The organism is Stenotrophobium rhamnosiphilum (assembly GCF_003052265.1).
Classification (GTDB): domain Bacteria; phylum Pseudomonadota; class Gammaproteobacteria; order Nevskiales; family Nevskiaceae; genus Stenotrophobium; species Stenotrophobium rhamnosiphilum.
Genome location: NZ_QANS01000007.1, coordinates 152,020 through 166,972, shown reverse-complemented (window position 1 = coordinate 166,972; position 14,953 = coordinate 152,020). Strand labels below are relative to the sequence as shown.

13 protein-coding genes are annotated in these 14,953 nt (G+C 55.5%); 2 read left to right on the top strand and 11 right to left on the bottom strand.

Features of this window, described 5'->3' with window-relative positions; translation table 11 throughout:
* Positions 1-137: 137 nt before the first annotated feature.
* Positions 138-1,268: a CaiB/BaiF CoA transferase family protein gene (locus CJD38_RS16715; RefSeq protein WP_107941523.1), complete on the top strand. Its 1,131-nt coding sequence runs from the start codon at positions 138-140 to the stop codon at positions 1,266-1,268.
* Positions 1,269-1,370: 102 nt separating this feature from the next.
* Here the strand turns inward: CJD38_RS16715 and CJD38_RS16710 are convergent, their stop codons facing one another.
* The 3 genes from CJD38_RS16710 to cysC all read right to left on the bottom strand — a co-directional run bounded on the left by CJD38_RS16710 (position 1,371) and on the right by cysC (position 4,226).
* On the bottom strand, positions 1,371-2,339 hold the full coding sequence (locus CJD38_RS16710; RefSeq protein WP_107941522.1) for a DHH family phosphoesterase: 969 nt from the start codon (positions 2,337-2,339) through the stop codon (positions 1,371-1,373).
* 3 nt (positions 2,340-2,342) lie between these two features.
* Complete coding sequence (gene sat / locus CJD38_RS16705) at positions 2,343-3,539, bottom strand: sulfate adenylyltransferase (protein WP_107941521.1); 1,197 nt, start codon at positions 3,537-3,539, stop codon at positions 2,343-2,345.
* Positions 3,540-3,608: 69 nt separating this feature from the next.
* Entirely contained in the window at positions 3,609-4,226 is a 618-nt protein-coding gene (cysC, locus tag CJD38_RS16700; RefSeq protein WP_107941520.1) for an adenylyl-sulfate kinase, read from the bottom strand.
* Positions 4,227-4,353: 127 nt separating this feature from the next.
* Here cysC and CJD38_RS16695 point away from each other — a divergent pair, with 127 nt between their 5' ends.
* The gene (locus CJD38_RS16695; protein WP_107941519.1) at positions 4,354-5,229 is read left to right on the top strand and encodes a LysR family transcriptional regulator; all 876 of its coding nucleotides are present in this window, start codon (positions 4,354-4,356) and stop codon (positions 5,227-5,229) included.
* A 374-nt stretch (positions 5,230-5,603) separates the two neighbouring features.
* On the opposite strand, the gene CJD38_RS16685 is transcribed toward CJD38_RS16695, so the two are convergent.
* From CJD38_RS16685 to CJD38_RS16650, 8 genes are all read right to left on the bottom strand, one after another.
* Positions 5,604-6,380, bottom strand: a complete 777-nt coding sequence (locus CJD38_RS16685) for an IclR family transcriptional regulator (protein ID WP_107941517.1) — start codon at positions 6,378-6,380, stop codon at positions 5,604-5,606.
* Positions 6,381-6,747: 367 nt separating this feature from the next.
* Positions 6,748-7,995 (bottom strand): cytochrome P450, encoded by a 1,248-nt coding sequence (locus tag CJD38_RS16680; protein WP_107941516.1) that lies wholly within the window; start codon positions 7,993-7,995, stop codon positions 6,748-6,750.
* Positions 7,996-8,018: 23 nt separating this feature from the next.
* On the bottom strand, positions 8,019-8,825 hold the full coding sequence (locus CJD38_RS16675) for an enoyl-CoA hydratase/isomerase family protein (protein WP_107941515.1): 807 nt from the start codon (positions 8,823-8,825) through the stop codon (positions 8,019-8,021).
* 7 nt (positions 8,826-8,832) lie between these two features.
* Positions 8,833-11,043 (bottom strand): acyl-CoA dehydrogenase family protein, encoded by a 2,211-nt coding sequence (locus CJD38_RS16670; RefSeq protein ID WP_107941514.1) that lies wholly within the window; start codon positions 11,041-11,043, stop codon positions 8,833-8,835.
* Positions 11,040-12,446, bottom strand: a complete 1,407-nt coding sequence (locus tag CJD38_RS16665; protein ID WP_107941513.1) for an aromatic ring-hydroxylating oxygenase subunit alpha — start codon at positions 12,444-12,446, stop codon at positions 11,040-11,042. The genes CJD38_RS16670 and CJD38_RS16665 overlap by 4 nt, the downstream gene beginning before the upstream one ends.
* Before the next feature lie 14 nt (positions 12,447-12,460).
* The gene (locus CJD38_RS16660) at positions 12,461-12,691 is read right to left on the bottom strand and encodes a biotin/lipoyl-containing protein (protein ID WP_107941512.1); all 231 of its coding nucleotides are present in this window, start codon (positions 12,689-12,691) and stop codon (positions 12,461-12,463) included.
* Complete coding sequence (locus CJD38_RS16655; protein ID WP_107941511.1) at positions 12,688-13,713, bottom strand: alpha-ketoacid dehydrogenase subunit beta; 1,026 nt, start codon at positions 13,711-13,713, stop codon at positions 12,688-12,690. Before CJD38_RS16655 ends, CJD38_RS16660 begins: the two co-directional genes overlap by 4 nt.
* Entirely contained in the window at positions 13,710-14,684 is a 975-nt protein-coding gene (locus tag CJD38_RS16650; RefSeq protein ID WP_107941510.1) for a thiamine pyrophosphate-dependent dehydrogenase E1 component subunit alpha, read from the bottom strand. Before CJD38_RS16650 ends, CJD38_RS16655 begins: the two co-directional genes overlap by 4 nt.
* Positions 14,685-14,953: the final 269 nt, after the last annotated feature.

Below are 14,953 nucleotides of genomic sequence, written 5' to 3'. Positions count from 1 at the left end.
AGCGTAACAGCCAAATCCAATTCGTACCGATATTAGCCCATTAAACTGGAATCGGCACGCGTTTCATGGAAGAATCAGACCAAGGAATACCGATAAAAAGGCGATTTATGAGCAGTGCTGCCAAAAGAAGTGGCCCGATGGCGAGCGTGCGGGTGATTGATCTGACGGCTATGGTCATGGGCCCTTATTGCACACAGATCATGGCGGACATGGGCGCGGACGTGATCAAGATCGAGCCACCAGATGGTGACGGCACGCGCTATATCTCGGTAGGCCCTTCGCCGACGATGGGCGGCGTATTCGCCAACGTGAACCGCGGCAAGCGCAGCGTCATCCTTAATCTGCAAACCGATGAAGGCAAAGCAACGCTGAAGACGTTGATTGAAGGCGCAGATGTGTTCATCCACTCGATGCGTTCAAAGGCCATTGCCAAGCTTGGCTTTGATTACGCAGCTGTCGCCGCAATGAATCCCAAGATCGTCTACACCAACGCTTACGGCTACAGCCGTCGCGGCCCGAGCAGAGATCTGCCTGCTTACGACGACACCATTCAAGCGGAGTGCGGACTCACCGCCGTGCAACAAATGCTGACGGGCGAAGCCAATTACGTCGGCACGATTGCCGCAGACAAAGTCGCCGGACTCACCGTGCTCTACGCCACCACGATGGCACTGTTCCATCGTGAACGTAGCGGCCAAGGTCAGGAAGTAGAAGTCGGCATGTTTGAAACGATGGCTTCGTTCATGCTCGCGGAACATGCCAATGGCGCGATGTTTACGCCGCCGCTCAGCGAAGCGTTTTATCCGCGTGCAGTGTCGCCGAATCGCAAGCCATATAAGACGAAAGACGGACACGTCTCTGCGTTGATCTACAACGACAAGATGTGGGCGAAGTTTGTTGAAGCGGTGAAGCCGGCATGGGTTGAGCCCGGCATGGAGACATTGCAGCTGCGCGCCAAGCAGATTGGTCGCATCTATGGCTTGCTGACGGAAACGTTCAAAGAGCGTACGACACAGGAATGGCTGACGTTGCTTGAAAGCCTCGGCATTCCCGCTGCGCCACTACGCACGCCGGGTGAGCTCTTTAATAACGAGCATCTCAACGAGATTGGTTTTTTTGAGACGGTGGATTCTTGTTACGGCCCGGTGAAATTTCCGGGTGTGCCGACGTGGTTCTCGCATACGCCGGGGCGTGTGCATGGTGCTGCGCCCGAGTTGGGTGAGCACACTGAGGAAGTATTGGCGGAGTGCAGACGTAAAACCGGATGAACTGTGTAGGGTGGGGAGAGCGTAGCGAAACCCACCGTCTTGGCCGCACGAACAATGGTGGGTTTCGCTGCGCTCTACCCACCCTACGGTATTACGTTGCCGCTATTTGATTGAATACTTCTGCTGAAACTGCCGCATAAACTCACCAACCTGATCAGCCGGCAAATCATTAATCCCCGCCGCCGCCGCACGACCACCACCCGTAGCGAAACTACGGCACAACTCATCCGCACCCTTCTTGCGATTGAGTGGCGCACGCACGCTGACCAGATAACTACCACCAACCTTTTCCGTCAGCACCGCATGTGCACGATCCGGATGCAGGTTCACCAGATCATTGCTGTACACACCACTGACACGACGCGCCCACGGCGCATCGGGAAGAATCAGCAATGCAGCATGATCAGTGGAGCCAGGTTGCACGGGCGTCGATTCCGCCTTGCCCATATCCGTCTTGTAACCGTCCGCAAGCTTTTCAAAATGCTCACGCGCTTCAGTCATGAAGTCGAAAGGATTGGCGTGGCGACTCACCAGACGGAACAGCGCGTCTGGTGCGAAGTGCAAATCTTCAACGTTCTCGCCGTAGCCGTTGTAGTTGAGATAAGTGCCAAGGTCTTCAAGCTGGCGCAGCTGCGCTTCGCTGACCGACAAACCTTTGGCTAACGTATCTGCACTCTTCTTGAGGTTGTCGCCAAACGCACCAACAACCGCCCAAGCCAGATAACGATTCTTCAACAGGCCATTCACCAGCAAGCTGGTGCAAACATCAGGCGCTTCATTGATATGCGTGGTGAGTTTGTCACTCGCGGGAATTTCTCCAGCGAAGTGATGATCGACGTACAACACTTCAGCACCCGCATTGAGTGCACGCACTAATGCATCGCGATTCTTGTCGAGTGAAACATCCAGCACGGTGATCTTGTCACCGGCCTTGGCATCAACCTTCTCCAACAGATCGATGTCGCGCTTCACGCCTGTCACCAACTGCGCCTCGCGAGGTTCTGCGAGGTGCAGCTGTGTGAGGGCGCAAATGCCGTCAGCGTCGCCGTTGAAGACGTCGATGAAGGCCATTACTTATGCCTTACCAGCGTCAACGATCTGGTAATAGTTCATCAGAACCTTTGCGACTTCAGGACGCGAGAATTCTGGTGGCGGTGCAATGCCTGCGCCCAACATCGCGCGGACCTTGGTGCCTGAGAGATTGATGAAATCTTCCGGCGTGTGATCCGGCGCTTCGCGCATCATCACCACGCGATCCAGCTTCTTGCTGTACGCGGTGTTGTCGGCGCCAAAGATTTCGATCTGCAATGCGCCCTTCGGCACGCGCGTTTCGAAGATCGTCTGTGCATCGAACGGACCGTAGTAGTCGCCCACGCCAGCGTGGTCGCGACCAACAATGAGGTAGCTCGCGCCCATGTTCTGACGGAACACAGCGTGCAGCACTGCTTCACGCGGGCCGGCGTACATCATGTCGAAGCCGTAGCCGCTGATCAGCACGGTGTTCTTCGGGAAGTAGTTGTCGACCATGGTGCGGATGCAAGCGTCGCGCACGTCAGCAGGAATATCGCCGTCCTTCAATTTTCCGAGCAGCATGTGAATGACGATGCCATCGGTGCCGAGACGCTCGTGCGCCATGCGGCAGAGTTCTTCGTGCGCGCGGTGCATTGGGTTACGCGTCTGGAAGGCAACAACTTTCTTCCAGCCACGCGCCTGAATTTCTTCGCGGATCTGCACGGCGGTGCGGAAGGTTTCTGGGAATTCGCTCTGGAAGTAGCTGTAGCTCAACACCTCGATCGGGCCTGACAACAGTGTGTTGCCGAGGCTGAGGAAGGTCTTAACGCCAGGGTGCTTCTCGTCGAGGTTGCCAAAGATTTCCTTGGCCATGAACTGCAGCTGTTCGTCACTCACCGCTTCAACGGCTTCAACGTTCATCACGGCGAGAACTGGATTGCCTTCAACGTTAGGGTCACGCAATGCAATGCGCTGGCCCGCTTTAACGCTCGCATCCTTCGTGAGGTTGACGATAGGCACAGGCCAGAACAAACCAGCGCTGGTCTTCAGATCCTTGGCAACGCTCAGCGCGTCGGCGAGGTTCATATAGCCCTTCAGCGGATTGAAGTAACCAGCGCCGAGCATCACGGCGTTGGCAGCGGCTGCGGAGTTCAGCAGCAAGCTAGGCAGTGATTCAGCTTCTTTGGCCAGCGCAGCGCGCTTGGCATCGTCAGCAACATAAAGTGGGTTCAGCGTGTCGGAACCGTGTGGCTTGATCATGGGTGTTCTCGGTTTAAACAATTGTTTTGAAATTTCCCTCTCCCCGCTTGCGGGGAGAGGGAGACCAATTTATGCAGGGATGATGCCGCGAGCCTTCAACAGATTGAGCAGCGCTTCGACTTCCTGCTGCAGCGTCATCTCGTGGCTAGGCAGAACCAGCTCAGCGGCTTCAGGCGCTTCATACGGATCATCGATGCCCGTGAAATTCTTGATCAGGCCAGCGCGCGCCTTCTTGTACAGACCTTTAGGGTCACGCTTTTCAGCTTCGGCGAGCGGTACATCGAGATAAACCTCGATGAACTCCATGCCAGCGTCCTGATGCAGTTTGCGGACGAGATCACGATCAGCGCGATAAGGCGAAACGAAGCTGGACAGCGCGATCACACCGGTGTCAACGAACAGCTTGGCGATTTCGCCAATGCGGCGGATGTTCTCGGTGCGATCTTCAGCGGTGAAGCCGAGGTTCTTGTTGATGCCGAGGCGCACGTTGTCGCCATCCAAGCGATAGACCAGACGGCCCTGCGCGTGCAGCACTGATTCCAGCGCAACCGCGACCGTGCTCTTGCCCGAACCGGAGAGGCCGGTGAACCAGATCGTTGCGCCCTTCTGGCCCAACAGTTCCCCACGCTGGGCGCGTGTGACTTCGCCTTCGTGCCAGGTGAGATTTGTGCCTTTCTGTTCAGTCATGTTTCTGCTCGTTTAGTCGTGCGGCGGACAATAAGGACGCGATTCTATGGAAAACCGACCTATAATAAAAATACAAAATGTATATGCTTAAAGCATATAAAAGTTATATCAAAGGTCAACACGCCCGATGAACCTCAATCATCTGTCTATCTTTCATGCAGTTGCCTCCTGCAAAAGCATCAGCGGCGGGGCGCAGCGCCTGCATATCAGCCAGTCGGCGGTATCGAAGCAGCTGGGGGAATTCGAGCGAACGCTGGGGGTAACGCTATTTGACCGCCTGCCCCGAGGCGTCCGCATCACCGAGGCCGGGAAGCTGCTGCAAGGCTACGCCAATCGCCTGTTTGCCCTCGAAGCTGAGGCCGAAGAAGCCATCGGCGACCTCCAAAAACACATCCGCGGCCGCATCACCATCGGCGCCAGCCGCACCATTGGCGGCTACCTGCTCCCCGCCATCCTCGCGAACTATCGCCAGCAATATCCAGGCGTGGAATTGTCGCTACAAGTGGAGAACAGCAACACGATTGAAAACCGGCTGATTGCTGGTGAAATTGATATTGGATTTGCTGAAGGTATCGTCGGCAGTGACCTACTGGAGTATCACGTCTTCGCCAATGACGAACTCGTGCTGATCGCAGCGCCTAAGCATCCCATCACCAAACATTCGCCTGTGCCGTTGGCAACGATGATGCAGTACCCGATTCTGATGCACGAAGTGGGTTCAGGTACCCGTGCAGTGACTGAGCGTGCGTTTGCGACGAAGAAACTCACGCTGCGGCCGTCGATGACGTTGGCGAGTACAGAAGCGCTAAAGCAAACCGTAGCAACGGGCGCAGGCATTGCTGTGCTCTCTGCTTTTGCGATTAAGACGGAAGTTGCTGCGAAGACTTTGGCTGTTGTGCCGATTAAAGGGCTCAGTATTCAGAGACCGCTTTATCGGGTGCAGCTTAAGAGTAGCTGGGCAAGTCCGGCGTTGACGGCGTTTGTGGGATTGTTGCCCAAGTAAATACGAACTTTGATGCGTTGATTTACTGCATACGCTCCAGCCGAACAGAATCCATCTCGGCCTTAAGCGCTAGTTGAATGATGGGTGCAATAGTAGCTTCAGTAACGCCACGTTTGATGCATTTTTCCGAAGCGATCCAAACTGACAGAAACTTTTGTCCCTTACTTGAATTACATGATGCACAACAAAGCGCGATGTTCTCTCGGGTGATGATTCGCGCGTCATTGATGATGTGCTCCCAAGTTGCAACTGCCTTTCGAGAACTACCGCGCGGAGCTCTTTCAATCATTAACACAGCGCAATAGACGCAATTCTTATCTCGGGCCCGAACTTCCATCTCCAACCAATATGGAATTCCCCATCTATTCACGGCATCAGCTACGTTTAGCCATTCGATAGCCCAAGCTAGCCGAAATAGCATCCGCCTCTTCGCGCACAAGCCGTGCAAGCTCTGCACGCTTCTTCTGAATACGCGAACTCGGCGCAGCAACAACCAACGCACCGATAACAGCCCCGGTCGAATCACGAATCACAGCAGCCGTACCAGCCGCCCCATCCGCTGCCTGATCAACCGTCTGCGAAATACCCTGCTCTCTCGCTTTCTCGATTTCAGCAGTCAGCTTGGCTTTATCAATTTCAGTACTAGCCGTCAGTGATTGCGGCTTCAAACGCTTGAGATATGCCTTAGCCTCAGCCTCCGGCGCAGCAGCCAACAACACGCGCCCACCTGAGGTGCAATACAGCGGACGACGATCACCAACAGGAACGGTGAAGCGAATCGCGTTGCGGCTTTCGATGACTTCGACATAGGTGAGCGTCTCTGCACCTTCGTCGCGTACGGCCCACAGTACGGTTTCATCTGAGCGCTCAGCTAGTCGGCGCATGCCATCGCGAACGAGATCGGAGGATTGAAAACGGCGCCGCGCTTCGAGCAAGGCGCTGCCTAAACCAAAGGCACGTGGCCCGAGGCGATAGACGCTTTCGGTGGAAACGACAAAACCTTCTTCTGCCAGGCCACGCAACAGAGCAGCGAGGCTGCTCTTCGGGGCTTCAAGTTCACGGCTGAGTTGCGCGAGGCTCACGGGCTCTGCACTGGCGCACAAGGCTTCCAGAATCTGGATGACGCGGGAAACGGATTGCGGCGAGTTCATGCGGGGTATTGTTCAACATCCGGACGCACTTGGGAAACAGCGATGTGTCGTCCCGAACGCAGTGAGGGACCTTGCCGTAACTCTAATCAATTAGAGCCAAAGCAAGATCCCTCACTGCGTTCGGGATGACATCAAACGAGGAGCGATCAGCTCGTAGGCTGGGTTGCCGCGAAGCAAAACCCAGCGTCTTGCCGATTAGAGTTGTTGCTGGGTTTCGCTCGGCAACTGCTCCTGCGTTGCTCTACCTCGGGCATCCATGCCCTCGTACGCTTCAACCCAGCCTACAAACTGAGTGTAGCCCGGGTGCAACCCGGGGCTTTGGGCCAATTCAAAGAGTGAGCGTCCCGGGTTTCACCCGGGCAACGAATTACCAGAGCAGATTCACACTGTGAATACCAACCACATGCCCACCATGGAACACCGCTGGCTTTGCTGGATCAAGACGGAACTCTGGAATGATCTTCACCATTTCTTCGTAGAGCACTTGCAGTTCGACACGTGCCAGATGTGAGCCGAGGCAGCGATGTGGGCCGGCGTTGAAGGCGATGTGTGGTGTGCCTTCGCGTTTCAGGTTGAACTGATCAGGATTGCTGTATTCCTTCGCATCGAGATCGGCAGCAGGCAGATAGAGCATGACCTTGTCGCCCTTCTTCAGCTGCACGCCCATGAAGTCAACGTCTTTGGCCATGATGCGTGGCGGCACGGTGAAGGTGTAGCGGCGCAGCATCTCTTCCGTCACATCGCTGGCGAGGGCTGGATTATTGCGCAACTGCGCTTGTAGTTCCGGATGCTGTGCGAGGTGACGCACGCCCAGGCCCATGCCGTTAATGACGGTATCGAGACCGGCGATGAACAACAACACGCCGTAGTTCTCCATATCTTCAAGCGTGGTCGGCTTGCCGTCGACTTCGATCTTCCACAGCATGCTGAGAATATCGTTCTGCGGATTTTCCTTACGCTCGAGCATGGTGTCACGCATGCTGGCAGCGACGCGCTGCATCTTCATGATCATCTTGCGCGGATCAAGATTTGAATCGGCCAGATGGGCGCGCACGAGTTCGCGGTATTCGTCTGAACGCTCCAACGGCAAGCCGAGCATTTTCAGGAAAACCTGCACCGGCAGAGGTTCTGCCACTGCTGCAACAAATTCGCAGCCGCCATCGGCTTTCACCTTATTGAGCAGCTCGCGGGCCAGCGTGCGGATGTCTTCACGCAGCATCTCAATCGCCTTAGGCGAGAACACACGCTGCAAGGGCATGCGGTACTTGCCATGATCCGGCGGATCAAGATTGATCGGCACAGCAATCGGGATATGCGGCGAACCCGGCGGCATCATCGCCTTCAACATCGCGAGCTTTTCTGGCGGAATAAATTGGCTAGAGAAAGTTTCGGTATCGCGTGAGGCGTTGAAGTTTGCAGCGTGGCTGGTCAGCATCCAGTGACCACCGTTACGTGGCGTCCAGAATACCGACGGTGCGTTCTTCACTAAATCCATGATGCGCACGTGCGGATCAGCCAGCAGGCCTGGATCGCCAAACATATCGAAGTCGTAGACCACCGAATCGACGACGTGATCTGGTTTAGGAACTGCAGGTGTCAGTGCTACTTGCGTCATGAATACTCCAAAATCTTTTTGAACTACTTGTCTTTCTTACCGCCGATGCCTTCGACGTATTTGCGAATGCCTTCCTGATACGCAGGATTGAGCATCAATGCACTGTTGGTTAAACGCTCTACGTTGCGTGCCTGCGCGAGTCCAACGTCATGCGCGAGTTCGATGGCGAGCTTGGCTGCGCCCATCTGTTCGCCATTCTGCTGAGCAAGGTGCTCGCAGAATTTCATCGCGTCCTCTGCGAAGGTTTCGTCTGGATACACTTCATGCACCAGACCCATGATCAGCGCGCGGTCTGCATCGACTGGCAGGTTGGCCATGATCAGATAACGCGTCCAATGCGTGCCAATCATGCGTGACAAACGACTCACGCCATTCGACGCCGGGATCACGCCAAACTTGCCTTCAGGAAATGCGTAACGCGCGCTCTTGGCTGCGAGACGGAAATCGCAGGACAGCGAGAGTTCCAAACCACCACCCATGCAGGTTGCGTGGTGCGCAACAACGATGGGCTTTTCGATGGATTCCATCTCATCATAAATACGATGCATGCCATGTAAGCGCAGACGATGGTTCTCGCGGATGCTCGAAGCCGTCGGTGTCGTTTGCGGACGTGAATCACCACCACGAAGATCAGCGCCAGTGCAGAAGAATCGGCCATTAGCGCGAATCAACATCACCTTGAGTTCTGGCGTATCGCGGAAATGATGCAGTGCTTTTTCGAACAGGCCCATCAACTCACCGCTCAGTGCGTTGAGTTTTTCAGGACGGTTGAGTGTCGCGATCAGGATCGCGCCTTTTTCTTCGGTTAACAGATGTGGAGCGTCGGTCATGGCTTTCTCAGGCTCTTGTGCGCGGCATTCCGAGCCCGCGCTCGGCGATCATGCTGCGATGGACTTCGCTGGTGCCGCCGTAGATCGTGGTGCCCTGCGCATGGCGGTAGCACTGATTCAGAAACCCTGCGGGACCGGCGCGTTTCGACAGCGAGTATGGCGCAGTCAGATCGAGCAAGTCGCGTGAGTCGGTGAGGAATTTTTCAGACGAGAACATCTTGGCCATTGGGCCGTAACCGAGGTTCTGCTTCTTCTCCGCGATGGTCCACTGCGCGCGGAAGGTCAGCATGTCCGAAACCCAGAGGTTGGCAGTCGAACGTGCGAGGCGCGACTGCGCGGTGCGGTCTTCGATCAGTGGGCGGCCTTCGAAAGAAATCTCGCGACACATCTGCTCTGCAGCTTTGAGCATGGCACGCTGCACTTTGGAGAAGCCGCCACCGTGTTCTAGTTCAAGACTGGCGGCCATCGTTTTGACACCGGCATCGACTGGGCCTAAACGCCAGCTGTCGGGAATGCGGACGCCGTCATAGAAGGTGATGTTGGTGCGCTCATCCTGGAAGGTGTGCACCGGTTGCACCGTCACGCCCTGCGCTTTCAGCGGCACGATGAACATGGTGAGGCCTGCGTGCTTAGCGACTTCAGTATTCGTGCGGCACAGCATCAATACATAGCTGGCGAGATTGGCACCACTGGTAAACATCTTGGTGCCGTCGATGCGCCATGAACCATCAGGCTCTTGCGTGGCCTTGCACTGTGCAGCGAATACATCGGAGCCAGAGCCCGGCTCGGAATAACCGAGGCTGGCAATCGCCTCACCCTTCATCAACTTGGTCAGCACTTCGCGCTTGAGTTCGTCAGTGCCGAAGCGATAGATGATGAGTGACACCATCTGAGCAACGTTGGCGGCTGGCGTGTTGTAACCCTGATGTTCGAAGGCATCCATCGCCGCAATCTTGGCGTAGGTCTTCAAGCCACGACCGCCCATGTCCTTCGGCAAGCCGGGGAACAGCAAATCAGCTTCAGCGAGTTTTTGATGAATCTCTGGGTTGTAACCTTCCCAGCTGTAATGGAATTTCTCGCGCATTTCTGGCGTCACATTCTTTTCGAAGAATGCGTTGATTTCTTTCGTGATCGAACGCGCGTCGTCGCCCAAATCAAAATCTACTGGGCAATCACCAGCATCTGGCAGCACGAGCACTGCGCGCTCGCCACCGTAGAGACGGCGACCGGCTTCCTGCAGCAGACGCTGTGGATCACCGAACACCAGCGGCCAAGCTTTGGCGCGCAGGTTGAAGAGGAAGATGTCGTATTCAGTGGTGAGGCCGTAGCCGCCAAAGGTGTGCAACGCCTGCGCTACAGCGCGTGATGCGGCTTCGGAATTCCACCATGCTGCGATTGAAACTGCGGCGCCTGCTTCTGGCGCGCCATCAGCGATATGGCGAATGGCTTTCCATACGAGGAACTTGCCGCCATCTACTTCGCAGACCAAATCCGCAAGTGGATGCGAGATCGCTTGGAACTGACCAATGAACTGACCGAATTGTTTGCGCTCACTGGCGTAAGCAGCAGCAAGGCGCAATGACTCACGACCAAGACCCGCGAGCGCAGCACCGATCAGAAGCTTCCACTCTTCTAAAGCCTGCGAGAAAATAATGTGGCCTTCGCCATTGCTTGAAAGAACGGTGCGTGGGAATTCTTTGAGCGCGAGCTCAGCGACTGGTGTCGATGCCAGATTGTCTTCACCGCCACGTGCAGACTCCGGCACGCTCAGCAACAGAATGTTCTTGCCATCACGGGCAATAACGGCTTCTGCAACAGCGCCACCTGCAACCCACTGTCGTGGTTGCTGTGCAATATCGTGGAACGCGAGGCTGACAACGGCAGCGCCGGTGGTGACGCGTTCAAGCAGTTCGGCTTGTCCGCCTAATAGCGCGAGCAATCTTGCAGCGACCAATGTTTCTGCAACTGGGCCAGACGCCAATGTGCGCCCTGCTTCTTCCATCAGCAGCGCAGCATCGAGCAATCCCAGGCCTAAGCCGCCCGCTTCTTCCGGCACGCGAACAGAGAACGCGCCGAGTTCGGCAAGGCCATTCCACATCTGCTTATCAAAGCCTGATGGCATGGCTGCGCGCACGCGCACCGTGCTGCTCTCTTGATCAAGAAAGCGCGCGAAGCTCTCGCGCATCATCTGTTGTTCTTCGGACAGCTCGAAATTCATACCGAAGCCGCTCCACTAGTCACTTTGGGCGCGTCGAGATAGCGATCCATTTCTTGGTGCATGTTCAGAATCATTTTTTCTTGTTCGCTGGCAAGCCAGATTTGCTTGCAGCCCTTTGAATGTAAGCCGCGCTGCATGCGCGGAATGTTGCCGAGATCCTGACGGGGAATCGGCAGTACTTGAGTGGGATCCATCTCGTCCGTCACCAACTGCATTTCCGCACGCGGTGGTGTCACTGCAGCGGGATAAGTTTTGGTGGAAAAAATTTCAAAGACGCAATGATCCGGATTGGTCGCATCAGGACGCACGCGATAAATCATCGCGTTACCGGCATGCGGCAGAATCATCAGATTAGGGAATACAAAAATCTCACCGCCCCACATGCCAAGAACTTCCGGCACCGGTTTTGGCATCGGGCGCTTCTGCATCGCTGCAGTTGTATATAGCGCCTTGACGTATTCACCGCCGAGGCTTGAGCCCTCGGGAATTGGTTTGCCCTTCAGCGAACGCACAATCTCAACATCTTCCTTCAACACCATCGCATCCATGCCTTCAACCAAGAGGTTGAGACGTGCGGCCATTGCATCGACTGGATCACCGCCTAGTTTGGTGTGACCCGCCATTGGCGTTTTCTTGCCGGCGTAGAAACGGCCGTGGCCGTTCGGGAACGCATCGGTGATGACATTGTTATGCGCGAAGGATTCTTCTGTCTCGGCAGTGGGCTCACCATTAAAAATTATCTCAGCAGCATCCGGCTCCAACTGTGGATGCGTGGCTGGAACGTGATAGCCCTCGAAGAACGCTTCCTGCGCAACCTTCCAGTTGCTGGCGATCGGAATGGCTTTCCACCAGTAGTGGTGCATCTCGCCAATTGCGAGGCCGTCGATCAACTCGCGCACAGGCGCAATGAATTCATCGAATGAAATCGGATTGCGATCAAAATTGATAAAGACAAAACCAGCATAGATGACGTGATGAACTTCGCGCAGCGCGACATCGCTATCCAGCAACTTGCCATCTTTGAATTCGCCACGCTCCAATACATATTCATTACGGCCAGACAAATTCCAGCGCCAGCCGTGGAATGGGCAAATGATTTTGCAATTGTGAAAATGACCGGTGCCGCCCGGTGATAGTGCAGTCGCGCGATGCGGACAGACGTTGTGATAAACCTTGATGGTGTCAGCATCAACACGCACCACAATCACCGACTGATCACCAATCTCGTAAGTGGTGTAGTCGCCCTTATTGGGAATTTCATCGAGGCGTGCGGCGGTTTGCCACACGCGACTCCACAATTTTTCGTATTCAAGCTTTGCAAATGCAGGATCGGTGTAGCGGCCACTGCGAATACCGTGCGATAGCGTTTTCCAACTATCGGGCCACTGCGTTTCGTTCGACATGGCCGTAATTCCTCTTAGAGAATTTCTGCGATCAGTGCGCCAACCTGATAGACCTCGCCAGCAGCGGCATGAATCTTCAAGGTGCCAGTGGCCGGAGACTCGACTTCCTGTACCGACTTGTCCAGCTCTAGCGTGAAGAGTGGCTTACCGGCTTCTACCTTGCCACCGTCTGCAATTAACCATTCAGTCAGGGTGCCTTCCTGCGTCGAAAAACCGATCTGCGGAATGCGAACTTCAGTGCTCATCGTGCTGCCCTCTTCTCTAACGTCTGACGGATAGCGGCTTCAATCCCACTAGCTTGATATAGGTACGCTGCTTCCAACACGCGCGAGAACGGCACGGTGACATCGCGTGATGCCACGCGCAGAACTGGCGCTTTGAGTTCGCTGTAAAGCGATTCTTGGATGCGTGCGGCGATTTCTGCACCACAACCGAAGCTGCGTGGTGCTTCGTGAATCACAACTGCGCGGCCCGTCTTGGCGACAGACTTCAGAACGGTTTCGGTATCCAGCGGCGAAACCGTACGCAGGTCGACCACTTCAACTGAGATGCCTTCTGCGGCCAGTTTCTCAGCCAACACCATGGCATCACGAACTGGACGACCGTAGCCGATCACGGAAACATCAGTGCCTTCGCGAGCAATGTGCGCTTTGCCCAGTTTGATGATCTCGCCTTTGACCGGCACTGGGCCTGTCTGCGTACGCGTGAGCTGATCTTCAATGAACAAACATGGATCGTTGTCGAAGATGCAACCGAGCAACAAACCATAGGCATCGGCTGGCGTCGAAGGCACAACCACTTTCATGCCTGCAACGTGTGCAAACCAGGCTTCCAACATATCGGAGTGCTGACCACCGGTGCCTGCACCAGCGCCGGTGCGCGTGCGGATCGTGATCGGCACATGCGTCTGACCGCCAGACATGAAGCGCAACTTGGCCGCGTGATTGACGATCTGATCCATTGGCACGGTGATGAAGTTCATCAACATGATTTCAGCGATCGGGCGCATACCGGCCAATGAAGCACCGATTGCAGCGCCGACAATGGCCTGCTCGGAAATTGGCGTGGTCTTTACACGGTCGGTGCCGAATTTGGTCGACAAACCTTTGGTGACTTTGAAAATGCCGCCGCCTTCTTCGTCGCCGATATCTTCACCGAGCGTGATGACGGCTGGGTCCATCTCCATCGCGTCGTGCAGTGCGCGCGAGAAAGCTTCGGTAAACGTAATGACTTCTGGCTTGGCAGCCGTATCAATGACAGCGCTCATGCTGCGGCTCCATAAACGTCGATGTCGATTTCTGATACATCCGGGAACGGACTGTCCGCTGCAAACTGCAGCGCGTCGTCGATCTTCGCGTTCACTTCATCGTCGTAGGCGGCCAGTTCAGCTTCAGTCGCTGCACCACTGCTCAACACGGCAGCGCGAGCAATTGGCATCGGGTCGCGCGCCAAGTGAGCGTCGTATTCTTCTTTAGGAATATAAGCGCCCGGGTCACCAAAGTAGTGGCCCATGAAGCGGAAGGTTTTGGCTTCGAGCAAAGTCGGGCCTTCGCCTGCGCGAGCGCGAGCAACGGCTTCACCGGATGCACGCCACATCGCTTCAGGATCGTTGCCGTTCACGGTTACGCCGGGCATGTTGTAACCCGCAGCGCGCTCAGCGACGTTGTCGACCGCAGTGCACTTCGCGTACTTGCTGGATTCGCCGTACAGATTGTTCTGACAGAGGAAGATCACCGGCAGCTTCCACAACGAAGCCATATTGAGTGCTTCGTGGAAGGCACCGATGTTGGAAGCGCCGTCGCCAAAAGTTACCAGCGTCACGCGGCCATCTTTCTTCAGCTGCGAAGCCCAAGCCAAACCATTAGCAATCGGCAAACCGCTGCCAACGATACCTGTGGTCACCATCACGCCGGTTTCCGGATGCGTGATGTGCATGGGGCCGCCCTTGCCTTTGCAGGCACCGGTGGCTTTGGCGTAGTACTCAGCGAACAGCGGACGCAAAGGAATGCCTTTGGCGAGCTGGTCGTGAATGCCGCGATATGTGGTCACCAGATAGTCGGTCTGCTGCAAATGAACGCCCATCGCTGCAGCCAGAATCTCCTGACCGCGCGGCGAGTAATACACCGCCGCCAGACGACCCGAACGCAGCAAGCCGCGGAAGCGCTCGTCGATCAAATTGATCAGCCGCCCCTTGCGATAAATCTCGAGCAAGGTCGCGGGAGTGAAGGATTTATTCATGCATCCCCTCAGAATCTTTTAATGTGTTTGTATACAACAGTGCTGTTCATTGTCTACAACAACCCAGCCGATGTAAAGATGTTTATGATCGTGCGCACAGAGCCTTAGTTTTACTGGGTAAATTGCCGAAAAGTACACATGCTTACGCGAGGATTGCGCTGCCAGACAAGTTCTGCCGATCAGCACCGCCGCTACAGTCATCGGCTGTAACATAGAATGTTGAAAAGGCGGCAACAGATCAGCCAATAAATACAACGCTTCCCGGGTTT

Bases quoted from the DNA above. Each gene is read 5' to 3' on its own strand.
- CJD38_RS16715 (WP_107941523.1), top strand. From the start codon at position 138: ATGGCGAGCGTGCGGGTGATTGATCTGACGGCTATGGTCATGGGCCCT.
- CJD38_RS16710 (WP_107941522.1), bottom strand. From the start codon at position 2,339: ATGGCCTTCATCGACGTCTTCAACGGCGACGCTGACGGCATTTGCGCC.
- sat (WP_107941521.1), bottom strand. From the start codon at position 3,539: ATGATCAAGCCACACGGTTCCGACACGCTGAACCCACTTTATGTTGCT.
- cysC (WP_107941520.1), bottom strand. From the start codon at position 4,226: ATGACTGAACAGAAAGGCACAAATCTCACCTGGCACGAAGGCGAAGTC.
- CJD38_RS16695 (WP_107941519.1), top strand. From the start codon at position 4,354: ATGAACCTCAATCATCTGTCTATCTTTCATGCAGTTGCCTCCTGCAAA.
- CJD38_RS16685 (WP_107941517.1), bottom strand. From the start codon at position 6,380: ATGAACTCGCCGCAATCCGTTTCCCGCGTCATCCAGATTCTGGAAGCC.
- CJD38_RS16680 (WP_107941516.1), bottom strand. From the start codon at position 7,995: ATGACGCAAGTAGCACTGACACCTGCAGTTCCTAAACCAGATCACGTC.
- CJD38_RS16675 (WP_107941515.1), bottom strand. From the start codon at position 8,825: ATGACCGACGCTCCACATCTGTTAACCGAAGAAAAAGGCGCGATCCTG.
- CJD38_RS16670 (WP_107941514.1), bottom strand. From the start codon at position 11,043: ATGAATTTCGAGCTGTCCGAAGAACAACAGATGATGCGCGAGAGCTTC.
- CJD38_RS16665 (WP_107941513.1), bottom strand. From the start codon at position 12,446: ATGTCGAACGAAACGCAGTGGCCCGATAGTTGGAAAACGCTATCGCAC.
- CJD38_RS16660 (WP_107941512.1), bottom strand. From the start codon at position 12,691: ATGAGCACTGAAGTTCGCATTCCGCAGATCGGTTTTTCGACGCAGGAA.
- CJD38_RS16655 (WP_107941511.1), bottom strand. From the start codon at position 13,713: ATGAGCGCTGTCATTGATACGGCTGCCAAGCCAGAAGTCATTACGTTT.
- CJD38_RS16650 (WP_107941510.1), bottom strand. From the start codon at position 14,684: ATGAATAAATCCTTCACTCCCGCGACCTTGCTCGAGATTTATCGCAAG.